The organism is Pseudomonas alcaligenes, from assembly GCF_014490745.1.
In the GTDB taxonomy this organism is placed as follows: domain Bacteria; phylum Pseudomonadota; class Gammaproteobacteria; order Pseudomonadales; family Pseudomonadaceae; genus Aquipseudomonas; species Aquipseudomonas alcaligenes_C.
Map to the genome: position 1 here is coordinate 2,916,966 of NZ_LZEU01000001.1, position 24,255 is coordinate 2,941,220.

General features: G+C 61.9%; 16 protein-coding genes. 14 read left to right on the forward strand and 2 right to left on the reverse strand.

What is annotated here, in order from left to right:
• Positions 1-52 precede the first annotated feature (52 nt).
• On the reverse strand, positions 53-940 hold the full coding sequence (locus A9179_RS13185) for a phytanoyl-CoA dioxygenase family protein (RefSeq protein WP_187806516.1): 888 nt from the start codon (positions 938-940) through the stop codon (positions 53-55).
• Between the two features lie 444 nt (positions 941-1,384).
• Here A9179_RS13185 and A9179_RS13190 point away from each other — a divergent pair, with 444 nt between their 5' ends.
• The 10 genes from A9179_RS13190 to A9179_RS13235 all read left to right on the forward strand — a co-directional run bounded on the left by A9179_RS13190 (position 1,385) and on the right by A9179_RS13235 (position 15,017).
• Entirely contained in the window at positions 1,385-1,966 is a 582-nt protein-coding gene (locus A9179_RS13190) for a TetR/AcrR family transcriptional regulator (RefSeq protein ID WP_187806518.1), read from the forward strand.
• Positions 1,967-2,159: 193 nt separating this feature from the next.
• Complete coding sequence (locus A9179_RS13195; protein ID WP_187806520.1) at positions 2,160-4,715, forward strand: LuxR C-terminal-related transcriptional regulator; 2,556 nt, start codon at positions 2,160-2,162, stop codon at positions 4,713-4,715.
• 135 nt (positions 4,716-4,850) lie between these two features.
• Entirely contained in the window at positions 4,851-6,653 is a 1,803-nt protein-coding gene (locus A9179_RS13200) for an acyl-CoA dehydrogenase (RefSeq protein ID WP_187806522.1), read from the forward strand.
• 33 nt (positions 6,654-6,686) lie between these two features.
• Positions 6,687-8,798 carry a 3-hydroxyacyl-CoA dehydrogenase NAD-binding domain-containing protein gene (locus tag A9179_RS13205; RefSeq protein ID WP_187806524.1) on the forward strand — a complete coding sequence of 704 codons (2,112 nt, stop codon included), beginning with the start codon at positions 6,687-6,689 and terminating at the stop codon, positions 8,796-8,798.
• 47 nt (positions 8,799-8,845) lie between these two features.
• Entirely contained in the window at positions 8,846-10,030 is a 1,185-nt protein-coding gene (locus A9179_RS13210; protein ID WP_187806527.1) for an acetyl-CoA C-acyltransferase, read from the forward strand.
• A complete protein-coding gene (locus A9179_RS13215) occupies positions 10,030-10,812 on the forward strand; it encodes an SDR family NAD(P)-dependent oxidoreductase (RefSeq protein WP_187806529.1) in 783 nt (260 codons plus the stop codon). Before A9179_RS13210 ends, A9179_RS13215 begins: the two co-directional genes overlap by 1 nt.
• A 425-nt stretch (positions 10,813-11,237) precedes the next feature.
• A complete protein-coding gene (locus A9179_RS13220; RefSeq protein ID WP_187806531.1) occupies positions 11,238-11,654 on the forward strand; it encodes a RidA family protein in 417 nt (138 codons plus the stop codon).
• Between the two features lie 251 nt (positions 11,655-11,905).
• On the forward strand, positions 11,906-12,607 hold the full coding sequence (locus A9179_RS13225; protein ID WP_187806533.1) for a TetR/AcrR family transcriptional regulator: 702 nt from the start codon (positions 11,906-11,908) through the stop codon (positions 12,605-12,607).
• An 833-nt stretch (positions 12,608-13,440) separates the two neighbouring features.
• Positions 13,441-14,601 (forward strand): porin, encoded by a 1,161-nt coding sequence (locus tag A9179_RS13230; protein ID WP_187806535.1) that lies wholly within the window; start codon positions 13,441-13,443, stop codon positions 14,599-14,601.
• A gap of 11 nt (positions 14,602-14,612) precedes the next feature.
• Complete coding sequence (locus A9179_RS13235; RefSeq protein ID WP_187806537.1) at positions 14,613-15,017, forward strand: phosphate ABC transporter substrate-binding protein; 405 nt, start codon at positions 14,613-14,615, stop codon at positions 15,015-15,017.
• Positions 15,018-15,146: 129 nt separating this feature from the next.
• On the opposite strand, the gene A9179_RS13240 is transcribed toward A9179_RS13235, so the two are convergent.
• Positions 15,147-17,105 carry a methyl-accepting chemotaxis protein gene (locus A9179_RS13240; RefSeq protein ID WP_187806539.1) on the reverse strand — a complete coding sequence of 653 codons (1,959 nt, stop codon included), beginning with the start codon at positions 17,103-17,105 and terminating at the stop codon, positions 15,147-15,149.
• 936 nt (positions 17,106-18,041) lie between these two features.
• Here A9179_RS13240 and A9179_RS13245 point away from each other — a divergent pair.
• From A9179_RS13245 to A9179_RS13260, 4 genes are all read left to right on the forward strand, one after another.
• On the forward strand, positions 18,042-19,538 hold the full coding sequence (locus A9179_RS13245) for a flavin-containing monooxygenase (protein WP_187806541.1): 1,497 nt from the start codon (positions 18,042-18,044) through the stop codon (positions 19,536-19,538).
• A gap of 80 nt (positions 19,539-19,618) precedes the next feature.
• Positions 19,619-21,280, forward strand: a complete 1,662-nt coding sequence (locus tag A9179_RS13250; protein ID WP_316851836.1) for a 3-(methylthio)propionyl-CoA ligase — start codon at positions 19,619-19,621, stop codon at positions 21,278-21,280.
• Positions 21,281-21,288: 8 nt separating this feature from the next.
• Positions 21,289-22,254: an alpha/beta hydrolase gene (locus A9179_RS13255; RefSeq protein ID WP_262410587.1), complete on the forward strand. Its 966-nt coding sequence runs from the start codon at positions 21,289-21,291 to the stop codon at positions 22,252-22,254.
• 66 nt (positions 22,255-22,320) lie between these two features.
• Positions 22,321-23,901 (forward strand): GMC family oxidoreductase, encoded by a 1,581-nt coding sequence (locus A9179_RS13260; protein WP_187806545.1) that lies wholly within the window; start codon positions 22,321-22,323, stop codon positions 23,899-23,901.
• Positions 23,902-24,255 lie beyond the last annotated feature (354 nt).

Here is a 24,255-nt window from a genome sequence, read left to right on the forward strand (position 1 = left end):
GGTGGAGATGGAAGCTGGATGGGAGCGCTTGCCCCAACGAACCCAGCTGGCCTTAGAAGCCTTTCCCGACCTCCGTGAATGAGGGCATATCCAGCAGGTCGCGCGGCTCGCGCATCTGACCACCGATTTCCACCCAGCCCAGAAACGTCTGGCTGGCACCCCAGCCGAGTAAACGCTGCATTTCCTCGGGCAGCTCGCGGACTCGATCAATCGGGATGGAGACAAGGTGATTCTCTTCCGAGCGCAGGATTGCCAGGTCGTACGACATGGAGACCCCCGTGCGCGGACGATCCGACTTGTTGGCGCCGCCACCGTGATAAACCGAGCCCAGCCACAGCAGCGCCGAGCCGGCGGTCATTTCTGCCGGGACGGTTTCCTCCTGAGTGGGCATACGTTCGTCGTCCCATGTGTGACTGCCAGGAATGACACGGGTGGCCCCGTTTTCCTCGGTGAAGTCGGTAACGGCCAACATGATTTGCAGCCGCGCTTCGCGACCGTACTGCGGATGGCGCCAGAGCGATGTGGCATCGTCGCGATGCAGGGGCTGCAAGCCCTGCCCCGGGCAAATCTGGATAGCCTGGGTAAAGCTGAGCTGAATATTCGGCGCCACCTCGACACGCTGACTCCCGCTCCAGACATGGGTCGGGGTTTGCAAGATCTGCTTTGCCGACTCGACAAACAGGGGATTCAGCGCGACTTCCACCGCCAGGTCACTGCGCCCGATCAGGCGGGCGACACGTCGAGTTTTGGTACCTGCGAAGTAGGCATCCTCACCATAAGGCGTTTCGTTCAGATAGCCATCGAGCTCCACTCTCAGAGCTTCTAGCGCCTGGCTTGAAAGAAAGTTGGAGATGATCACCCCGCCATCGCGCTGGATGACCTCAACCACTCGCTCGACTGGCTCGCTGCTGTCGAGTGTCGTCAGGTGTTTCGTGTTCATTTGCGTACCTCCTCGTGAGGCTTGAGCGCCCGCCTTGCCTGCCTGGCAGAGAACAAAACGCTGTGCCAGAATTGCATTCAATTGATTTGGTCAAATGACCATGTCAATCGATCAAATGCAACGCATGTGCCAAATCACAGGCGCCGCGCAGTGCCACAAAATTCCGGGCGTAGCAGCCTCTTCCGAGGCAAGGAGTGATACCTACACACCCACTTCTTGCACCATTTTGCTTCAGCAGGCCGCACCATTTTGAGAATTTACGAAACACTCGTTATTTTTTATTTGTACAAGCAGCTGAGTCATGTACGCGACGCCTCAGTACAAACCTCATCAAGCGATAGCACATGGGGTTCATGACGCATTCAGCGCCCATGCGGTAGCATCGACCACGACAAAAAACGAGCACGCTAGCAGGCGGTAATACCGCCAAAAGGAGGTTGCCTTATGGCCAGAATGGGCGCGGAACTGCGCAGACAGGACTTCATCGAAGCCACAGTCAAAGTGATTGCGGAGCATGGGGTAGCCAATGCCACTACGCGGCGGATCGCTGCAGCTGCGAACTCACCGCTGGCCTCACTGCACTACGTATTCCACACCAAGGACGAACTCTTCTACGCCGTCTATGAGTCGATGTTCAGCGTGCCCCAACAAGCACTGGAGCTTGAGCCGAGCGGCGCCACTGCCGCGGAAAACGCAGCGGATATGCTGCGTCAGATGGTCAAATGGTTCACCGCGCACCCCGAGCTGGCCACAGCACAGTCCGAGCTGTTCTTCTGGACCCTGCGCAACAAGCCGGAAATGGCCAGCAAGATCTACTCCATGGCCGGCGAGGTAACAGAGCGGGCAATCGAGCGCGTCACTGACTCACAACTGGACAGGGCCACACTGATCAGGGTTAGTCGCCTGATTCTCAACCTGGTCGATGGTCTGCTGCTTGGCTGGTCCGGTCATGGCGACCTGAAACGCTTAGAGACAGAGACGGAAACGGCCTGCCAAGCAGTGAAACTTCTGGTGGCCAGCAACTGAACACTGCTCCCATGAGCCTCGACATGGGTCGCTCCACTGCAACAATTGCGTATACAGCAAGGACTCTGGCTAACCGGCGATGAAACAGACTGCTCCCAGGCGCAACAAGCTCCGTCCGCCACAACTGCCAGCCATGGGCCTGGCACGGCCAGCCTTGTTGAAATGTCTTGGTGAGGCAGCCGACAAGGGCGTAATGCTCAGCCTGATCAGCGCACCGGTCGGCTACGGCAAGAGCAACCTGCTGGCCCAATACGCGTTCAGCCTGAATGATGCAGCCTTGCCCTGGGCCTGGTATCGCCTGGATGAGAGCGACAATCAGCCACTCAATCTGCTGGTGCAGTTGTGCCATGCGCTCGAACTGCCGTTGCCGTGCGCAACACCGAGCAGGGCCGAGGAAGCGAGCCTCTGGACAAGCATCGTCAACCACCTGGAGAGCCGCGAAGAGCGCTTCACCCTGATCCTCGATGACCTGCATCTGCTGCGCGCACGCGCGGCCTGCCACTACCTCGAGGAGCTACTTCACTACCCGCCGCAGCACCTTCACCTGCTGGCCTCGTGCGAAGGCGAACCCGCCGTTTCCCTCAGCCACCTGAACCGCAATCAGCGCCTGCAGATACTGGATGTACGCGACCTCGCCCTGGACAGCGGCGAAATCCGCGAACTGGCAAGCGCACGAGGGCAAAGCCTGAACAGCGACCTGGTGTATCTGCTGCGAGCCGACAGCGAAGGCTGGATCAGCGGAATTCTGCTGGGCCTTGGCAGCTATGCGGGCGCGCGCCTGACAGACTTCAACCCGACCGACGCACCGCAGTTCCTGGCACAGCACGCCTTCGAGCAGGTTGCCCGCTTCTTTCGCGAAGAGCTCCTGCAACGACTGCCGCCACCCTTGCTGAATTTCCTCACGCGCCTGTCGGTCGTCAGTGCATTCGATACCGACCTGGCCACCTACATTGGCGGACAGGACAACGCCGCCCAACTGATCCGGCAGCTGCAGCGCCAGGATCTGTTCATCCAGCAGCGCAAGGGCGAGCGCCTGGTGTTCCGTCTACACCCGTTGTTGCGCCGCACTCTTTACCAGTCATTCCAGCAGCATCCGCACCTGCTCAATCAGTTGCACCTGCAAGCCGCCGACTGGCTGCTCACCCAGCGCTGTTATGCCGAAGCCGTTTATCAACTAGGTCGTGCTCGAGACTTCAACCGCCTGCTCGCCACCCTGGAACAACACTGTTTCGACCTGCTGCGCGAGGGAGAAGTGAACCGTATCGTCGACTTCCTCGCCAAAGTGCCAGGGGAGAATGCCCCCGAGCATTTCACCCTGGCCGTTACCGAGGCGAGCACAGTGATAGTCACCAACGACATCAGCCATGCAAGCGCCTGCCTGCAACGACTGCAACGGCTGATACGTCGCCACGAAGTCCCCGAGCGGCGCCCGGAGCGCGTTCACCAGACCCTCGCCTTCCTGCGCAGCCGACTGGCCGCGCTGGGTGGCAATTTCAACCATGGCCTGCGCCTGGTTGATCGCGCCATCGAGCAATACCCCACCCCCAGTGCAGCCACCGCCGTGCTGCTGTTCAACCGGGCCCTCTGCCTGTTCTCCCTAGGGCACGCCCATCAGGCACGCTCTGCAGCGAACCAGGCCCTTGCTGAGCTGGAAACCCTGGGTTTCAGCGGCTACACCAACATGCTGCAACTGCTGCTAGGCCAGATCCAGCTGGCTCAGGGGGAAGTGGAGAAGGCCGGTGCGCGCTTCCTCGGCGTGGATCTGCCGCCCGGCACATCCGGCTCGTTCTATGACCTGTTCCAGCAACTGGGCCAGGGCATCGTCCAGCTGGAACAGAACCACCTGGAGCAAGCCGCACTGAGCCTGAGCCAGGCCGAAGCCATTGCGCTGGCCTTCCCGCACAGCGCCGGCCTGCCCTGGGTCATTCACTATCAGGCCTACCGGCTGTTGGCCCAGGGCAAACCAGCGCTGGCTCGATCGCGCTGGGACGAAGCCCGCCGGCTTGCCCGGCAGTTCAAGCTGTTCGCCCTGTACCGGCAGATAGGCGCTTACCGGGCCAGGCTGGCCGGCTGCGAACACGACCAGGACTTCATCCTCGCTTGGCTCAAGGAGTGGCACGGCTGCCGCCGCCTCTACGGCGTCGAGTTGATGCCCGAGGAGTGGATGGCCTACGCCTGGATCCAGCGCCATCTCGGCCAGCATGCCAGCGCGCGGCAGATCGCCGACAACCTGCACGAACTGGCCGAGGCCGAACACCTCCAGCGCCTGCGCCTCGACCTGTTCCTGCTCGACGCCACGCTGCACCGCGACAGCGGCCACCAGGACAAAGCACTAGGGAGTCTGGAGCAGGCCCTGCAACTGGCGGCACGCCACGGCTACGGACAACTGATGCAACTCGAAGGCCGCCAACTCGATGAACTGTTCCGTCAGTTGCTCAACCCTCAGACCCGTCGCCAGCTCGGCCTGGAGCAGCCGCTGCCACCGCCCGAGCACCTGGTACGACTGCTGCCCGGCCTGCGCCGTAGCGCCGACGTTGCCCAGCAGCTGCTAGCCGAACCGCTCACCCGCCGCGAGCAGGACGTACTGCGGCGCATGGCCCGTGGCCAAGGCAACCAACAGATCGCCGACAACCTGTACATCAGCCTGAGCACAGTGAAAACCCACATCAACAACCTGTTCCGCAAGCTCGATGCCGGCGACCGCGACAGTGCATTACAGGCCGCCCGAGCCCTGAAGCTGGTGGACTGACACGGGCTGTCATAAACGCCCCGCTCCACCCAGCTCAAGCCAAATTCCACCCTGATTTCCACCCTCGGTTCGACGCGTCGGTTCCAGGCCCTTTGCTACAACAGGCGCCTGCATTTTCAATCCGACGAGAACGCCATGACCGACAAGTTGCTCAACGAGCGCGAACTGAGCTTCCAGCTCTACGAAATGCTCGACACCGAAGCGCTGCTGCAACGCCCGCGCTATGCCGAGCACGACCGCGCCGTGTTCGACGCCACCCTGGACACCGCGCGCAGCATCGCCGCCGAATACCTCGCCCCGCATAACCATAAGGGCGACGCCAACGAGCCGACCTTCGACGGCGAAAAAGTCACCCTGATTCCCGAAACCAAGGCTGCCTGGGACGCTCTCGCCGCAGCCGGATTCCATGCCGCCCACCACGATGCCGAGGATGGCGGCCTGCAGCTGCCGGAAGTGGTACTGCGCGCCTGCATGGCTTATTTCAATGCCGCCAACATCGCCAGCGCCGGCTACTCCTTCCTGACCATCGGCGCAGCCAACCTGGTCAGAAGCTTCGCCAGCGACGCGCTGCGCCAGCGCTTCCTGGCGCCGATGCTCGATGGCCGCTACAGCGGCACCATGGCCCTCACCGAACCGGGCCAAGGCTCGGCGCTCGGCGATATCCGCACCACCGCGCGACCAGCCGGCGACGGCAGCTATCGGGTGTTCGGCCAGAAGATGTTCATCTCCGGTGGCGACCACGAGCTGACCGACAACATCGTGCACATGGTGCTAGCTCGTATTGATGGAGCGCCAGCCGGGGTCAAGGGTATCTCGCTGTTCCTGGTACCGAAATTCCTGGTCGACCAGGCCGGCAACCTGGGCCCGCGCAACGACGTGGCGCTGGCCGGCCTGCTGCACAAGATGGGCTACCGCAACACCACCTCCACCGTGCTCAGCTTCGGTGAAAAGGACGGTGCTGTCGGCTATCTGGTGGGCGAAGCCAACAAGGGCCTGTCCTACATGTTCCAGATGATGAACGAGGCACGCATCGGCGTGGCCCTGGGCGCATCGGCGCTGGCCTACCAGAGCTACATTCACGCCCTCGACTACGCCCGCGAGCGACCACAGGGCCGCTTGCCAGGCAGCAAGGATCCGCTGGCGCCCCAGGTGCGCATCGTCGAGCATGCCGACGTGCGCCGCATGCTGTTGCAGCAGAAGGTCTATGCCGAGGGCAGCCTGGCGCTGTGCCTGTACGCCAGCAGCCTGTTCGAGGACGCCCACACCGCGCCCGAGCAGAGCGCGCGCGAGGACGCCGCCGAGCTGCTCGACCTGCTGATTCCCATGGTCAAGTCCTACCCGTCGAAGTACGGCGTGATCGCCTCCGACCTCGGCATTCAGGTGCTCGGCGGCTCCGGCTATATCCGCGAGTACCCGCTGGAACAGTACTACCGCGACAACCGCCTGAACCCGATCCACGAAGGCACCGAAGGCATCCATGGCCTCGACCTGCTCGGCCGCAAGCTCAGCTACCACGACGGCAAGGGTTATCGGTTGTTCCTCACCGAGGCCCGCGTCAGTCTCGACCAGGCCTATGTCGATCGCATCTGTGCGCCACTGGCCACTTCCCTGGGCGACGCGCTGGGCATCCTCGAACGCGTCACGCCCGAGCTGCTGGCGCAGGTTACTGCCGACGCCAACCTCGGCCTCTCCAACGCCACCGCCTATCTCGATCTGTTCGGCCGTGTCGTGGTCGGCTGGATCTGGCTGCGCCAGGCGCTGGTCGCCAGCCGCGCCCTGAGCGCCGGCGCCACCGGCAGCGAGGCCGACTTCTACCAGGGCAAGTTGCACGCCGCGCGCTACTTCATGGATTGGGAACTGGCCACAGTGGAAAGCCAAGCGCGCCTGCTCGGCGCCGGCAACCGGCTGTGCCACGACATGCAGAACGCCTGGTTCTGACCTCTCCCCTTTACACGCTACAAGGATCTCCCAATGAGCGATCTGATTCATTACCGCCTCGAAGACGGCCTGGCCCTGATCGGCCTGGCCCGTGCGCCGGTCAACGCCCTCGGCCAGCCACTGCGCGCCGCCATCCTCGACGCCTGCGAGCGTGCCGCTGCTGACACCAGCGTGCAGGCCATCATCCTCCACGGCGAGCACGGCCTGTTCTGCGCCGGTGCCGACATCACCGAGTTCGGCACCGACGCCTCGTTCGCCACGCCGGATCTGCCCAGCCTACTGGTACGCCTGACCGAACTGGACAAGCCGCTGATCGCCACCATCGGCACACTCGCCCTCGGCGGCGGCCTGGAACTGGCCCTGGCCTGCGGCTACCGGATCGGCGAACCGAACGCTCGTCTCGGTCTGCCGGAGATCAACCTGGGCCTGCTGCCGGGTGCCGGCGGCACCCAGCGCCTGCCGCGCCTGATCGGTGTCGAGCCGGCACTGGGCATGATGATTTCCGGCCAGCCGATCCGCGCCGGGCGCGCCTTCGAACTCGGCCTTCTCGATCGCCTGGGCGCAAGCGCCGAAAGCCTGCTGGACGACGCACGCGCCTTCGCCCATGAGCTGCTGGCACTAAATGCCCCGGCACGTCGGGCAGACCGTTTCAACAATCCGGCCGCTAGTGTTACCAGCGACTTCTTCGCGAACTTCCGCGCCGCCAGCGAGCCACGCTGGAAGAGCCGCCTGGCACCGCGCCTGGTGCTCGCCGCGGTGGAGGCCGCCTGCACCATGCCGCTGAGCGAGGGTCTGGTCCGTGAGTGCGCGCTGTTCAAGGAGGCCGAGGCCTCTGCGCAGTCGGCTGCTTTGCGCCATGTGTTCTTCGCCGAACGCGAGGCAGGGCGGATTCCCGGCATCGGGGCGGACATTGCGTTGCGCAAGATAGACAAGGTTGCGGTGATCGGCGCTGGCACCATGGGTGGCGGCATTGCCATGAACTTCGTCAATGCCGGCATTCCTGTGGTTCTGCTGGAGCTCAAGGACGAGGCGCTGGATCGCGGCCTGGCGAACATCCGCAAGAACTACGAGATCAGTGTCAAGCGCGGCAAGCTCAGCGAAGCCCAGCTGGAGCAGCGCATGGCCCTGCTGCAAGGCACCTGCGACTACGCCGACCTGGCCGACGCCGATCTGGTGATCGAAGCGGTGTTCGAGAAGATGGAGATCAAGCAGCAGGTGTTCCGCACCCTCGATCAGGTGTGCAAGCCGGGCGCCATCCTGGCCAGTAACACCTCGTCGCTCGACGTCGACGCCATCGCGGCCACCGTCGCCCGGCCGCAGGACGTGATCGGCCTGCACTTCTTCAGCCCGGCCAACGTCATGCGCCTGCTCGAAGTGGTACGCGGCAAGGCCACCGCGCCGGACGTGCTGGCCACCACCATGAAGATCGCCAAGCGCATCGGCAAACTGCCGGTGATCTCCGGGGTGTGCTTCGGCTTCATCGGCAACCGCATGCTCGAGCCCTACTCTCGTGAGGCCCATCGTCTGGTACTGGAGGGTGCCACCCCCGCGCAGGTGGATCAGGTGCTCACCGGCCTTGACCTGAACATGGGTGTGTTCAGCATGCTGGATCTGGCCGGCATCGATGTGAACTTCCTGGTGCGCAACTCCAATCGCGCCGCCTTCGCCCATGACCCAAGCTACTGCCGCCTCGGCGACGAACTCTATGCCCTCGGCCGACACGGACAGAAAACCGGACGCGGCTTCTACCTCTACGAGGGCCGCAACCGCACGGACGATTACGAGGTGATTGCACTGGCAGAGCGCCTGGCTGGCGAGCTGCACGTCCCCCGGCGCCCCATCGACAATCGGGAGATCCATGACCGCTGCCTGTTCATGCTGATCAACGAAGGGATCCAGCTGCTCGACGAAGGTATCGCCCTGCGCGCCAGCGACATCGACCTGGTGTGGATCAACGGCTACGGCTTCCCCGCCCACCTCGGCGGCCCCCTGCATTACGCCGAGCGGCTTGGTCTGGACAAGGTGCTAGCAGGCATCCAGCACTACCGCCAGGCACTCGGCGCCTACGGTGAGATGTGGTTCCAGCCGGCACCGCTGCTGGAGCGCCTGGTGGCCGCCGGCCAGAGCCGCATCGAAAGAATCTGACCCCCTGGGCCCGAGCAACGGGCCCATCCATACAGGACACCCGCGTCATGAAAGAAGCCGTCATCCTCTCCACCGCCCGCACGCCGATCGGCAAGGCATTCCGCGGCGCCTTTAACAACCTCAAGTCGCCGAGTATGGCCAGTTTCGCCATCCGCGCCGCTGTCGAGCGCGCCGGCATCGAGGCCACCGAAATCGAAGATCTGGTGATGGGCACCGCAATGCCCAGCGGCACCGCCGGCTGGAACCTCGGTCGCATGGCTGCACTGGCCTCGGGCCTGCCATTGTCGGTCAGCGGCCAGACCATCGATCGCCAGTGTGCCTCCGGCCTAATGGCCATCGCCACCGCCGCCAAGCAAATCATGGTCGACGGCATGCAGGTCACCATCGGCGCCGGCCAGGAGCAAATCAGCCTGGTGCAAAATCCGCACATGGAATGGGCGATCGCCGAAGGCGACGAGCGGGTTATACAGAACGCCAAACACGCCTACATGCCCATGTTGCACACCGCCGAGCTGGTGGCCCAACGCTACGGCATCAGCCGCGAGGAGCAGGACGCCTATTCGCTGCGATCCCAGCAACGTACGGCAGCAGCCCAAGCTGCCGGCCTCTTCGACGGCGAGATAGTCCCCGTCACCACCAGAAAGCGAATAGTCGACAAGGCCACAGGTGCGGTCAGCTTCGAGCAAGTCACTCTACATCTGGACGAAGGCAACCGGGCGCAGACGATGCTCGAGGATCTGACCCGGCTCAAACCTGTGGTCGAGGGCGGCTGCATCACTGCGGGTAACGCTAGCCAGCTGTCCGATGGTGCCAGCGCTTGCGTGCTGATGGATGGCCGCTTGGCCGAGCAGCGTAACCTGGAACCGCTGGGCGCCTACCGTGGCATCGCCGTTGCCGGCCTGGCCCCGGAGGAAATGGGTATCGGCCCAGTACTCGCGGTGCCCAAACTGCTTAAGCAGCATGGCCTGAAAGTCGATGACATTGGCCTGTGGGAACTCAATGAAGCCTTCGCCTGCCAGGCGATCTACTGCCGCGACACGCTGGGCATCGATAACGACCGCTACAACGTCAACGGCGGTGCCATCGCCATCGGCCACCCCTATGGCATGAGTGGTGCGCGCATGGTCGGCCATGCCCTGCTGGAAGGTAAGCGCCGTGGCGTGAAGTATGTGGTGGTAACCATGTGTGTCGGTGGTGGCATGGGCGCCGCCGGCCTGTTCGAGGTGTTCTGATGGAATCCGACTTCGCTAAACAATTTTCTCTGGCCGGCCGTGTGGTGTTGATCACCGGCGCCTCCAGTGGCATTGGCGCGCACCTGGCACGAGTCGCAGCACTTGCCGGCGCTCGCGTGGTGCTGGCCGCACGCCGAGTAGAGCGACTCGAACAAGTTGCCAAGGAAATCCACTGGGAAGGTGGTCAGGCGTTCTCGGTGGCCCTCGACGTCACCGATAGGGCCAGTGTTGAGGCGGCCTTCGACGCGGCCGAGGCGCATTTCGGCGTGGTCGATGTGGTGCTCAACAATGCCGGTATCGGCAACGGCCAGCGCCCTCTTGAAATCACTGAGGACGATTGGCGCGCCATGCTTGCCACCAACCTGGATGGCGTCTGGCGCGTCGCCCAGGTGGCGGCCCAGCGCCTGGCCAAGGCAGGGCAAGGCGGCAGTATCGTCAACATCGCCTCGATTCTCGGCCTGCGGGTCGGCACCGGCTACAGCCACTACTGCACGGCCAAGGCCGGCGTGGTGCAACTGACCAAATCCCTGGCGCTGGAGCTTGCGCGCTACCAGATCCGGGTCAACGCCATTGCCCCCGGCTACTTCAAGACGGAGATGAACGACGCCTACTTCGACAGCGACAATGGCCAAGCCTATATCCGCGACGCCGTCCCCATGCGTCGACTGGGCCAGCTGCATGAGCTGGAGGGGCCCTTCCTGCTACTGGCCAGCAACGCTGGAGCCTATATGTCCGGTGCCGTTTTGGCCGTAGATGGCGGGCAACTGGTCGGCAGCCTCTGAGAGGCCACAGGTTCATGGGCCGGATAGCACCGGCCCATGCTTCCCCCTCATCCACGATAGCTCTCGAGCCCCTTGGCATGCGAGCCCACTCATTGCAGCCCCCGAGTAATGGGCCAGTGGATGTCTACAGCAGCTCGAATATGGGTGCCCCTGCCTCACCTGCGCCCTCCCCGCTGTAGCACACAACCGAAGCGAAGCTGCCGGGCAAGCGGGCCAGTCATCGAACCTCCCCTCCCGGCAACCTCAGGCATAGCTACCTCGAAATATTAAAATAACGATTGTTGCGCCAAATAAATGAGGCTGCTAGGCTCCATCCATCTCAGTGATATCTCCTGAGAAAGAGCACCCTTGCCAGGTTTTCTGCGCAAGGCGCACATGGGAAACGGGAGACCGTTTCACCAAGCTGCTTGATTGGAGACCATGCGGTGACTACCCAGAAGCTGAAACGGCAATCCATCAACCCGCCGCCGACCCAGTCGATCTACGACCATTTTCACTTTTCGCAGGCGACCCGCGTCGGCGACATGATCTGGGTTTCAGGCCAGGTTGGGATCGATGCCAGCATGAGCCCCGGCAAGGACATCGAGGAGCAGTCGCACCTCGCCTTCCAGGCCTTGAAGCATGTGATTGAGGAAGCGGGAGCGAGCCTCAGCGACGTCGTCGAGCTGATGACCTTCCACACCGAACTCCAAGGCGACATGCCGACCTTCGCCAAGGTCAAAGACCAGTACTTCCCCGATCGCTACCCCTCATGGACGGCAATCGGCATTGCTCAACTGGCACTCCCCGAATTACGCGTGGAGATCCGCGCAGTCGCGGTCGCAGGCTGTGGCGACAACTGACTTTGCGTGGCGTCCTGAGCCGATCCGCACATGCGACAACCGAGACTGAAGCGATGAACCTCACCAAAATCGCCGCCTAAAACCGGACACAGCAGCACACACGGCACCAACTCTCGCCACCCAGGCGAATTACTAACGGGAGTTTACGACGGATGCGCTCCTTGGCTTTTTTCCCTATGCTGGGTCGCGCCCCGACATGCTGCGACAACCGCCACTCCGATTGATTGACCCAACGAAACCATATATTGCCCATGCCGAAATCACGCCCCCTCCCCCCCTCCAGCCCTCAGAGTCACGGTAGTGAGAGCGAATCCGTCACCCGTCGTGGCCGCCCCGTAGGCGATCACGACGCCAAACGGGCCGAGCTGCTGGCAGCGGCGATCGCGGTGATCGCCCGGGAAGGCTATTCCGGGGCCTCGATGCGCAAGGTGGCGCAGCACGCCGGATGCACGACCGGAGCCGTGACTTACTATTTTGCCAACAAGGAAGAAATGGTCAGTGCCGTGGCCCAGAACCTGTTCGACAAGGTCGAAGCACTCCTGGAAATCAATCGCGATCAACTCGACATCAAATCGCTAATCCACCAGTGGCACCAATGGATCAGCCTCGTCGACCCGGACAGTTGGCTCTCCTGGCTGCAACTGCTCGCCCATGCTCGTCACGAGCCGGCCTTCGCCAGCGTCATCAAGGAGCGTTATACGCGCTTCCGCCAGGTCTCCATTTCGCTACTGGAGGAAGGCCAACGCCAGGGCAAGATCCGCGATGACATCCCCGCCGACTTGTTGACTGATCACGTCAGCGCCTTCAGTGACGGCTGGCTCATGATGCTGCCTATCGACCCCGAGCGTTTCAGCGCGGAGCGCGGGCAGGCCCTGCTCGACGCATTCATCATCATGATTTCTCCGCCCAAGACCAGCACCCGCTCATCCCGCGCCAAAGCCACCACTTGCTAAGCCTCCCCTGAGGGTACGTTGCGCCGGTCTGTATCCGCCGCAACGAGCCCTCTGTCCTCCACGCCCTGACTCCAAGCGGCGGATCATCAGTCACTTCACCTCAATCTGCTCAGCTCAAACCTCGAGCTCACAGCCGGACATGTCACGCCTGCAATAAGCGCGCGCCAATCTGCTTTGCATGAAATCGAAACTCCTGTATTTTACACAACAGTCGATATAATAAAAATCACAGCGATGTGACGGGGCAACTATGGGCTTGTGGATCAAGGTACTGCCGCAACCCGAGCAGTCATTTCGGGGAAGCTGCCGAGATCAAGGTCGCCCCCCTTTCATCCGGCCTCTCAACCAGCCACATCAACCGGTCTTGGTTCCGCCTTCTGCCGCGTTGCGGGCTCAGGCTCGTTAACAGCCTCACCAGCCAATGCGGATTGCTCAACCTGAGGTTGGCACAGCGCCTCATGGCAATGAACAGTCGACCTGACCTGGTCGCAGCGGGTGACAGAGAAGCAGGAGTGAGTATGTAACGCGACAGCTCCCATCAGCCCCCGAGCTGAGCGCAGCAACGCCCTATCTACTAACGCACCGGCAGACCTCTGCCGATCGCGACGGTGAGCTGAATGCCGGGATTGCCCGATTTACCCAGAAGCAGATCGGTCTCTCTCGCTCAATCCAGCAAAACACCGAGCGCTTACAGCAGGACACCCAGACCACCACTCAAGGCGCCGACGCAACGGCGCGATTGGGCGAACAGCTGGTCAACACCGGGAGCCACCTGCGCAGCGCCACCGCCCAGTTCCGCATCTGACCCTTCCCAACCACAAGAGCAGTAGAGCATGCAAAGCATCAGAGCACTCGGTCTCGCAGGTCTCATCGCGAGCACTCCGGCCATGGCCCTGGAACAAGGTGAATATCGACTCAATGGCTTCGGCACCGTCGGACTCACCCACCTGGGAGGCGAAGACCAAGGACGGAGCTTCGGCATCAGCGGGCAAACCACTGACGCCTGGCGCGGCGATCAGCTGTCCAAACTGGGTGGCCAGCTCCAGTATGGGCTCACCGACACACTGAGCCTGACCGTGCAAACCACCCTAAAACCGGAGCAGGATACCTGGAAGGGCAATCTGGAATGGGCCTACCTCTCCTGGGGCGCAACCGAAAGCCTGACGCTACGCGCAGGACGCCTGCGCTCGCCGATCTACATGTACTCGGAAACCCTCGATGTCGGCTTCACCCAGCCCTGGCTGCGCCTGCCGGACGAGGTCTACAGCCAGGTTCAACTGAGCAATTACGAGGGCGGTGACATCCTCTACAGCCTGCCAACACCTATCGGTGTCCTGGCTTTCCAGGCAGCAGGCGGGCAGGCGGTCAACCGCAATCTGTTCGCCCTGGATGAGCTGCATGACATCGACTACAAGAAGATCTTCGCCGCCAACGCCAGCCTGACAACCGACAATTTCGGCATGCTGCGCGTGGGTTACGCCGAGGCTGACATCGATACGAACCTTACCGCCTCGGTCATCGACCCAGTCGGCACGCCAACGAGTATCGACTTCCTCAACCTTCATCGACAGAAGGGCAAGTTCACCTCCATCGGTTATCAGTACGACAACGGCACCTGGGTATCCTCCGATGAGTGGACCCGCAACAACACCGAAGGCGACCAGCAAGGTAATGTCGATGCGTTCTATCTCATGGGCGGCCGCCGCTTTGGCGATGTACTGATCCACCTCACCTACGCCCAGCTCGACGAAGACAACGGCCGCCAGAGCTCCTGGACCTATGGAGTGAACTACAACCTGGCGCCGAACATCGTCCTCAAGAGCGAATACAAGCGGGTCGACACGCGTGGCAATGGCTATCGCGGTACGTTCGTGGAAAGCGCCCAGGAAACTTTCGATCACGCGGCCTTCGCAGCCAGCAACGGTGCGATGGGAGCTCCCTCGCGCAACTACGACGGCGACATCGTCAGCGTCGGCGTCAACTTCGTATTCTGAGGAGTCCCCACATGAAACTGCTCATCACCGCCATGATCACCACCGCCCTGGCAACGACCGCTCCCCTCGCCCACTCCGAGGTGGCCGTGATCATGGCTGCCAACGCCAGTGTCAGCCCATCCCAGTCTGAAGTGGCCAACATATTCCTGGGCAAGGACAACAGCCTCAAGAGCATCGATCAGAAAGGCTGGAACCCTACCAAGGAGAAGTTCTACAGAACGCTCACCAACAAGAGCGAGTCGCAACTCAAATCGTACTGGTCCGGATTGGTATTCACGGGCAAGGGCCAGCCACCGCAAAGCGTTGACGATGACGCCTCGGTGGTGGCGATGGTGGGTAGCGAGGCGAATCGTATTGGCTATGTCGATAAGGCCGCCGTCAACGACAAGGTGAAAGTACTCTTCACCCTGCCCTAACAGCCCGACATAGATGCATCCATTGGCGTCCCCCAATGGATGCATTGCCTGGGGAGGAAAATTCCTTGCGAAGCATCGCCCACTTTCGCCCATCGTGTGCGAGCGCGGTGAAAGCAGTGCAGGCAGGTATCAGGCGGTACGGAACTGGGCGACCAGATCCTGCAATGCACCACCCAGGCGTGCCAGCTCGACGCTGGAGTCTGCGGTCTGCTGGCTGGCGCTGGCGCTCTGTTCGCCGATATCACGCACCCGGATCACGCTTTCGCTAATACTCTCCGCCACCACGCTCTGCTGTTCAGCGGCAGCGGCGATCTGCTGATTCATCTGCTCGATGGTACTCACCGCCTGAGTGATGCGGGCCAGGGCGTCGCCCGCCAGGGCTGCCAGACCGACCGTGCGCTGGGTCAGGCTACGGCTGCTGTCCATCTGCGCCACCGCGCCCCTGGCCATGCGCTGCAAGCTGGCGATCAGGCCCTCGATTTCCTCGGTCGAGTCGTGGGTGCGCCGCGCCAGCGCCCGCACCTCGTCGGCCACCACGGCGAAACCGCGCCCCTGGTCGCCCGCGCGGGCGGCCTCGATGGCGGCATTCAGCGCCAGCAGATTGGTTTGCTCGGCAACGCTGCGGATCACTTCCAGCACGCTGGTGATGCGTTCGCTCTCATGGCTCAGCGCGGCGATCGCCTCGGCCGATTGCTCGACCTCCGCGGCCAGCTCGTCGATCTGGCTCACCGTCTGCTGCACGACCTGATTACCCTGCTGTGCCTCGTGATCGGCCTCTCTCGCAGCTTGCGAAGCCAGCTCAGCATTCTGCGCCACCTCTTGCACGGTGGCAGTCATCTGGTGCATCGCGGTGGCGGCCTGCTCGGTTTCCAGCTTCTGGATCTGTACCCCGGCACTGGTCTGCGCGGTGACCGCCGAAAGTTGCTCGGCCGCCGCAGCGATCTGTCCTACGCCGCCGCCGATGCGCCCCACCAGGGTTCGCAGGTTGCCGGTCATTTCCTGCATCGCCGCCATCAATTGGCCCAGCTCGTCACGTCGCTGCAGCGGCAGATCCTGGCTCAGGTCTCCCTCGGCAATACGCTGGGCAATAACGACGCTCTGGCGCAGGGGGCCGACTATCGAACGGGAGATCAGCACGGTGGCGAGCAGGCCGAAGATCACTGCGGCGGAGCCCATTGCGCCGAGCTGTATCAGGGCCCAGTCGCTGGCATCCGTCATGCGTTGCAGCTCCCTGAGTTGCGCTGACTCGGCCAGCTGCAGCACCGAATGCGCCCGCTCGATCATCACCTTCTCGCTGGCATGGCTCTGCTCACGGATCTGCCGATAGAAACCGAAGGATTCCTGGTATCGGGTCAAGGCCTGCAATGCCGTGGCGATCACGGCCTGCTGCTCATCGCTCAAACCGATCACCATGCTGTCGGCAACACTGCGCAGATCATCGCAGAGCAGGGACCACCGTTTCAGAGCCTCGGCCGAATCGTCGATGATGAACAGATTCTCCTCGCTGCGCAGATCGAACAAGGACTTGCTGAGGCTCGAGGCGGTCTCCGCTAGAGCAAGAGGGTCGTTGCCGACAAGACGCTCACTCTGCTGGAGCTGCTGGCGCACGCTGTCGTACATTTCCAGCTCGACCGTCTCGAACTGATCGCGAGCCTCGGCGGCAGCCTTACTCATGTCCTGTCGCGCAGCCCGCGCCTTGCCCTCCGACTCGACGTAACTGCCGAATTGTTTCAGGTATTCGCTCACCGCCTCCTGCATTTCCTGCACGTGCTGCTTCCCGGAGGGCGTGGCGTCCTGCGCCAGACGCGCTAGCAGCTCCTGCACCCGGAGCAGACTGGCACGCACTTGCCTGGCGCTGCCGGCACTCTGCTCGACAGCGAAACTGCGCTCCAGTTGCCGTGCCTGCAGAATCTCCTTATTCACCGCCGCCAACTGATCGACCTGGCGATGCCCCTGCAACACTGCCTGAACCGCCAGGAAGCCGCTGACGGTTACCGCAACGGTGAGCAATAACACCAGACCGAAACCACAAAACAGCTTCTTGCCTACGGAGAGGTCTACGAACATGCGGGTGGCGGCCTGCGCCATGCGGACAACTCCATTCTTGTTATTTGGATATGCCGAACCCTGCCGCCTCACGGGCGGCAGCTGATCGACCGCGCTACTGGCGCTCGGATGCTAGGGTCAAGCGGCTCAGCGATGCTTGGCCTTTCACGACAATATTTTGATATTCGGTGACAGCCGTGGCGCCCAGTACGCTGTACGCCAGGATGCACTCCCATCCAGAACGTCAGCGCCTACCGCTGCCGACTGAACAGCTGGGCGGCTCGACTGCATGGCATTGCCCCCCTACCTCCCTGGAGTGTTACCAGCGGGCATTCGGCTGGCTCACTGCATCCAGGCAGCGCTAAGGCGAACCATGCAACACGCTATGGGGCATCGCCTTTCTTCACCGCCAGGCAGGGTCGCCCGCCAAAGCACAGCAGACTGACTTCCGATGTGACGCCCTCTCCGCCCCGGAGCAGAGTCGCAAATTTACAAAACGATCATTTTAATAACGGTCGTTGCGTTAATTTATAAATCAGATTACAGTCCTGCGAAACAACAAAAGCTTCAGGAGCTCGCCTCATGAATGACGCAGTGACATCTCGCGCCCAAGCACGGCGATGCCCTCCGCATGAGCCTTCCCTGGGGCTCGCCCTGCTCTCGGTTCTACCTATCGGATACGCCGCCCATCAATGCTCTACACGCCGCAGCAAGAGGAAATCTCCTGCTGACCAGCCGCGTAATTTCCGCATTGCTTTCCTGCCGTCCCGACTCGGGACTCGCGGTGCCGGGCAGCGGATGAATGCGACAGTCCGTTGGCACAAGCGAACCGGATCCAGCGGAGTTTTCCGCCGCTACTTGCCCCTGCCAGGTACTACCCATGTGGCTTATCAGACGTCGTCACAAACCGGACTTCTCGCTCACTGAGCCGCCCCAACAATCGACTGCCCTACTTACTCCGTAAGCTTGGAGACCCCTATGAGCAACCAACATCACGACATCTTGATCATTGGCGCGGGCCTTTCGGGCATAGGTAGTGCCTGCCATTTTGCCGAGGAGTTTCCAGGGAAATCCCTGGCGATCCTGGAGCGCCGCGAGCGCATCGGTGGGACATGGGATCTCTTCCGCTATCCGGGAATACGCTCGGACTCGGACATGCTCAGCTTCAGCTACAAATTTCGTCTGTGGAACAAACCCAAAGTGCTGGCCGATGGTGCTGATATCCGTCAATACATCGAGGACACCGCAACGGAATATGGCATCACCAAGAAGATTCAATACGGCATCAAGATCATCAGCGCGGACTGGTCCAGCCAACAGCGGCTGTGGCACCTGACAGCCCTTCATGAGTCGAGCGGCGAAACCCGCCACTACAGCTGCAAATACCTGGTGTGCTGTACCGGTTATTACAACCATGACGATGGCTTCCTCCCCAAATTCCCTGGCGAAGAGAATTTCAAAGGCACCCGGATTCACCCGCAACACTGGCCTGAAAACCTGAACTATCAGGGCAAGCAAGTGGTTGTCATTGGTAGCGGCGCAACTGCGGCGACACTGATTCCGGCGATGGCAGACAGCGTCGCGCATATCACCATGCTGCAGCGCTCTCCTTCCTATATCTATTCACTGCCATCGGTCGACAAGGTGACTGCTGCCTTGTCCTATATCATGCCGGCCAGCTGGGCGAGCAGACTGGGCCGTAAGCGCAATATCCTGATGTATCGGGGCATCTATCTTGCTTGCCGGCGCTGGCCGAAGCTGATGCGCGCATTCCTCCTTTCCCATGTGCGCAGCAAGGTCGGCCCGGATGTCGACATGCGCCACTTCACGCCCAAGTACATGCCTTGGGACGAGCGACTCTGTGCCGTACCCAATGGCGACCTGTTCAAGTCCGTGCGCAGCGGCAAGGCCTCGGTTGAAACCGACCACATCGAGCGCTTTACCGAGAAGGGCATCCTGCTGAAGTCCGGCAAGGAGCTGCAGGCCGACATCATTGTCGCAGCCACCGGACTCAAGCTGCAGGTGCTGGGTGGCATGTCACTGTCCATCGACGGCAAGTCGTTTTCGGTCGGCGAGCAGATGACCTACAAGGGCGTTCTGATGGAAAACGTGCCCAACTTCGCCTGGATCTTTGGTTATACCAATATTTCCTGGACGCTGAAGTCCACCATTGCCGCCGAATATCTGTGCCGCCTGTTCAAGCACATGGAGAAACAGCGGCTTGAAGTTGTAACTCCATTCGACACTGAAGCTAACGCCACGAACGAAGGCATCCTGGGCTTGAACTCAGGCTATATCCAGCGTGACCAGCATCTGCTGCCGCGCCAGGGCAAAGCCTACCCCTGGAAAGTGCTCCACCATTACGGGCGTGACAAGAAGATCCTGCTGGAACACCCCATTGCAGACAGCCGCCTGGAGTTTCTCCCCGCCAGGCCAGACGCCTACAGAGCACAACCTTCGCAAGCCGCCGGTTGAATAACCGGCGCTCGCCACAGAACACACCACCAGGCCATTAACTGCCAGCCCCAGACAGGGCAAGCCTGGTATCAGCGCCCATGAAAATAAAAAACGAGAACACTATGCACGGCCAAATGATGACGCTGCCTCTAATCGTCTCTTCCTTGCTTGAGCATGCCGAGCGATATCACGGCGACACCGAGATCGTTTCCCGCACGGTCGAGGGCTCCCTGCACCGCTATACCTATGCCGAAGCGCACCAACGGGCGAGGAAAGCTGCCAATGCCCTGAACAAGCTCGGCGTGCAAGCGGGCGACCGCATTGGCACCCTGGCATGGAATGGTTATCGGCACTTCGAGTTGTACTACGCGATCTCTGGCATGGGAGCGATCACCCACACCATAAATCCGCGCCTGTTTCCGGAGCAGATCAGCTGGATAGTCAACGACGCCGAAGACTGCGTCGTGTGCTTTGACCTGAGCTTTGCCACTCTGGTCGAGTCCATCGCGGCGCACTGCCCAAGCGTCAAGCACTGGGTCGCCCTGACCGACCGTGCACACATGCCGTCCCTGAATATTGCCAACCTGCTGTGCTACGAGGATCTGCTGGACGAGGAGTCCGCATATTTCGACTGGCCACAGCTTGATGAGCACTCCGCGGCGGCCCTTTGCTACACCTCGGGCACCACGGGCAACCCCAAAGGCGTGCTCTACTCGCACCGCTCGACCCTGCTGCACGCCCTGTCCAGTGCGCTGCCGGACGCACTGGCGCTATCCAGCCGTGACGTGGTCGCGCCCGTGGTGCCAATGTTCCACGTCAACGCCTGGGGCCTTCCATACTCGGCGCCCCTGGCTGGCGCCAAACTGGTGTTTCCGGGGGCGGCCCTGGATGGCGAGAGCGTCTTCAACCTGTTCGAGAATGAGGGCGTCACCGTCTCTGCGGGCGTACCGACCGTATGGCTCAGCGTGCTGCAATACATGCAGAAGAAGGGCGCGGGGCTATCGAGCGTCAAACGCATGATTGTCGGTGGCGCAGCATGCCCCCCGGCCCTGATGAAGAGCTTCGAAAACGAGTTCGGCATCAAGATTCAGCACGCCTGGGGCATGACGGAAATGTCGCCGATCGGGACGATCAATGCGCTCAAGGCCTCGCAGCTCAAACTCGACGAAGAGAAGCGCTTCGCCATCGAGGTCAAGCAGGGGCGGCCGCCTTTTGGCATCGACCTGAAGATCGTCGACGACGAGGGTAATGCCCTGCCCCGCGACGGCAAGACCTCGGGCGCGCTGATGGTTCGTGGCCATTGGGTTCTCGACCAGTATTTCCGCCGCAGCGACAGCCCGCTGCTGGACGGCTGGTTCCCGACGGGCGATGTGGCAACCCTGGATCAGGACGGCTTCATGCAGATCACCGACCGCGCCAAGGACGTGATCAAGTCCGGCGGTGAGTGGATCAGCTCCATCGAGTTGGAAAACATCGCCATGGGCCATCCGGCAGTCGCCGAAGCAGCAGCCATCGGCATGGCCCATCCGAAGTGGGATGAGCGGCCTCTGCTGGTGGTGGTGAGAAAAGCGGATCAGAGCGTGAGTCGCGAAGAGATCCTTGCCCAATATCCCGGCAAGGTCGCCAAGTTCTGTATCCCTGATGACGTGGTGTTCATTGAGGCAATTCCACATACCGCTACCGGGAAGATCAGCAAGCTGCAATTGCGTGAGCAACTGCGCGGTTACCGCTGGCCTACCGCCGACCACTCCCCAGCTTGAGGTGGCACATGACTGCACACATGCGCGCGAACACATTCACTCACGTCATCCATCCACGCCGCGGACGCTTCACGATCGGCCTGCTCAATCTGCTGATGCGCCTCACTGTGAAGTCGACGCTTGGAGCGCGCATCGACATCCCGAAACTTCGTCAAAAATTCAGTCAGTTGAATCGTCAGGCCTCCCCTGCTCTTCTGGCCAGCGCACGACGAGAGAACGTGAACTGCGATGGTGTTGCCGCTCAGTGGCTATCGCCTGCAGATTACCGGCCTGAGCGGGTGCTGCTTTACATCCACGGCGGGGCATTCGTCGCCTACACGCCAGATGTATATGCCGCCATGGTGGCATCCTGGTGCCAGGCACTGAAAACCCGCGCATTAGTGGTGGATTATCGCCTGGCCCCGGAACACCCTTACCCACATGCGCTGGAAGAGTGCCTCGCCACCTACCGCTGGCTGCTGGCCCAGGGGTTCAACGCCAAAGACATCGTCATTGCCGGCGACTCCGCAGGCGGGAACCTGGTGATGGCGGCGTTGCAGCACATCAAGGCCGACAAGCAGCCGTTGCCGAGCTGCGCCGTTCTCCTCTCGCCGTTTCTAGATCTCACCCTCAGCGGCAAGAGCGCTTTGGGCAACGCATCCCACGATCCAATTTTTACGCTGCCTTTCGCCGTTGCCATTCGCGACTTCTACGCGCCAGCCGACACCTATTCGCAAGCGTCGGTATCGCCCCTGTTCGGCGATTTCTCCGGTCTGCCGCCACTGCTGTTCCAGGTGGGCAGCACGGAAATGCTTCTGGATGACGCTGTACGTGCCGCCACTAAGGCCAATGCTAGCGGCGTACCCGTACAGCTGGAGATATGGACGCAGCTTCCCCATGTCTTCCAACTGATCCCTACCCTGCCCCAGACCCAGGAAGCTGCGCAGCGTATACGGAGCTTCATCAATCAATACACGAAATGGGATGGCCAGTAGGCCAGCCCAGGCCCAATCCGATCCCCTGACCGGCTACCGCCCGCCCCCTATTCGAGACCTGCAAAGATGGAATTCGACTACATCATCGTTGGCGCCGGCTCTGCCGGCTGCGTCCTGGCCAACCGCTTGAGTGCCAACCCGGATAACCGTGTCTGCCTGCTGGAAGCCGGCCCGGAGGACACCTCGCCGCTTATCCATACCCCGATAGGCGTCGCCGCCATTGTGCCGACCCGCCACGTCAACTGGGCTTTCCACACCGTGCCACAGCCGGGATTGCATGGGCGCCTCGGCTATCAGCCTCGCGGCAAGGTGCTGGGCGGCAGCAGCTCGATCAACGGCATGATCTACATCCGCGGCCACCACGACGACTTCAATGACTGGCAGGCTCTGGGCAACGACGGCTGGTCCTTCGCCGACGTGCTGCCGTATTTCCGCAGAAGCGAGATGCACCACAGTGGCAGCAGTCAGTTCCATGGTGGAGATGGCGAGCTGTATGTAAGCCGCGCCCATCGTCACACCGCCACCGAGTCCTTTGTCGAGGCCGCGATGCAGGCGGGTCACAGCTACAACTCCGACTTCAACGGTGCCCAGCAGGAAGGTGTCGGCTACTACGACGTCACCATCCGCGATGGCCGCCGCTGGAGCACGGCCACGGCCTTCCTCAAACCGATTCGCGAGCGCAGCAACCTCACCGTGCTGACCGGCGCCCACGCGGAGCGTGTCATGCTCAACGGCAAGCAGGCCATCGGCGTGCAGGCCCTGATTAATGGCAGGCGCCAGCAACTGAAGGCACGCAAGGAAGTACTGCTGGCAGCAGGCGCCTTCGGTAGCCCGCACCTGCTGATGCTCTCCGGCATAGGCCCAGAAGCCGAGCTGAAACCCCAGGGCATCGCCGTGCAACACGAGCTGCCGGGTGTCGGCCAGAACCTCCAGGATCACCCGGATGCGGTGCTCTGTTACAAGAGCACGGACACCTCCCTGCTCGGTATATCGCTTGGCGGCAGCCTGAAGATGAGCAAAGCCCTGGTCGATTACCTGCGCCACCGGCGCGGCCCACTGGGCAGCAACTGTGCCGAGGCCGGTGGTTTCCTCAAGACCGACGCGAGCCTCGCACGCCCGGATATCCAGTTGCATTCGGTGATTGGCTGCGTCGATGACCATAACCGCAAACTGCACTGGGGCCATGGATTCAGCTGCCACGTCTGCGTGCTGAGGCCGAAGAGCATCGGCAGTGTCGGCCTGTCCTCCGCCGACCCAAGCGCGGCGCCCCGTATCGACCCAAACTTCCTGAGCCACGACGACGACGTGCAGACCCTGCTCAAGGGCTATCGCATGAGCCGCGAGATCATCGAGCAGGCGCCGATGGCGCGTTACGGCCTACGTGATATCTACAGCAAGGATCTGCACAGCGACGAGCAGTTGATCGACCTGCTGCGCAAACGTACTGACTCCATTTACCACCCAATCGGTACCTGCAAGATGGGGCAGGACGAAATGGCGGTGGTCGACAGTCAGCTGCGCGTGCATGGCATCGAGGGGCTACGCGTGATAGATGCCTCGATCATGCCGACCCTGGTCGGCGGCAATACCAACGCAGCATCCATCATGATCGCCGAACGCGGCGCCGAGTGGGTCGCCTCGGCCTGAGGCGAGAGAGGCCCAGGCTCTGGGAGCCTGGGCTTCAGCGTCGGCCGGCAAGAAGCTAGATCAGGATGAACTAGGCTGTTTGGGTAGCGTGTCCGTTGTCCACGTTAAATAGAGCAGAGCCCATGCCGAGCGCAGCCCTCAGCCATGCACAGCTCTCCAGGGATCGGGGCCGCGCCCTCATACAAACCCGCTCAGCTTGCCCCCTGCCGACACGCAGGAGCGCCAGTATCGTCGAGCTTATGACCGGTATTCGAAACCGATCTGCTCGCCCCACTTTCACAAAACCGATTTCAACGACGCCTACGCTCTGCCCAGGAGTGCGTGCGGCGCTCTGCATGACTCGTCCTTGAACGA

Excerpts from the sequence above, each read along its gene's own strand:
- A9179_RS13185 (WP_187806516.1), bottom strand. The coding sequence starts at position 940 with ATGAACACGAAACACCTGACGACACTCGACAGCAGCGAGCCAGTCGAG.
- A9179_RS13255 (WP_262410587.1), top strand. The coding sequence starts at position 21,289 with ATGACTGCACACATGCGCGCGAACACATTCACTCACGTCATCCATCCA.
- A9179_RS13260 (WP_187806545.1), top strand. The coding sequence starts at position 22,321 with ATGGAATTCGACTACATCATCGTTGGCGCCGGCTCTGCCGGCTGCGTC.
- A9179_RS13250 (WP_316851836.1), top strand. The coding sequence starts at position 19,619 with ATGAAAATAAAAAACGAGAACACTATGCACGGCCAAATGATGACGCTG.
- A9179_RS13245 (WP_187806541.1), top strand. The coding sequence starts at position 18,042 with ATGAGCAACCAACATCACGACATCTTGATCATTGGCGCGGGCCTTTCG.
- A9179_RS13235 (WP_187806537.1), top strand. The coding sequence starts at position 14,613 with ATGAAACTGCTCATCACCGCCATGATCACCACCGCCCTGGCAACGACC.
- A9179_RS13215 (WP_187806529.1), top strand. The coding sequence starts at position 10,030 with ATGGAATCCGACTTCGCTAAACAATTTTCTCTGGCCGGCCGTGTGGTG.
- A9179_RS13190 (WP_187806518.1), top strand. The coding sequence starts at position 1,385 with ATGGCCAGAATGGGCGCGGAACTGCGCAGACAGGACTTCATCGAAGCC.
- A9179_RS13225 (WP_187806533.1), top strand. The coding sequence starts at position 11,906 with ATGCCGAAATCACGCCCCCTCCCCCCCTCCAGCCCTCAGAGTCACGGT.
- A9179_RS13205 (WP_187806524.1), top strand. The coding sequence starts at position 6,687 with ATGAGCGATCTGATTCATTACCGCCTCGAAGACGGCCTGGCCCTGATC.
- A9179_RS13195 (WP_187806520.1), top strand. The coding sequence starts at position 2,160 with ATGCTCAGCCTGATCAGCGCACCGGTCGGCTACGGCAAGAGCAACCTG.
- A9179_RS13230 (WP_187806535.1), top strand. The coding sequence starts at position 13,441 with ATGCAAAGCATCAGAGCACTCGGTCTCGCAGGTCTCATCGCGAGCACT.
- A9179_RS13200 (WP_187806522.1), top strand. The coding sequence starts at position 4,851 with ATGACCGACAAGTTGCTCAACGAGCGCGAACTGAGCTTCCAGCTCTAC.
- A9179_RS13210 (WP_187806527.1), top strand. The coding sequence starts at position 8,846 with ATGAAAGAAGCCGTCATCCTCTCCACCGCCCGCACGCCGATCGGCAAG.
- A9179_RS13240 (WP_187806539.1), bottom strand. The coding sequence starts at position 17,105 with ATGGCGCAGGCCGCCACCCGCATGTTCGTAGACCTCTCCGTAGGCAAG.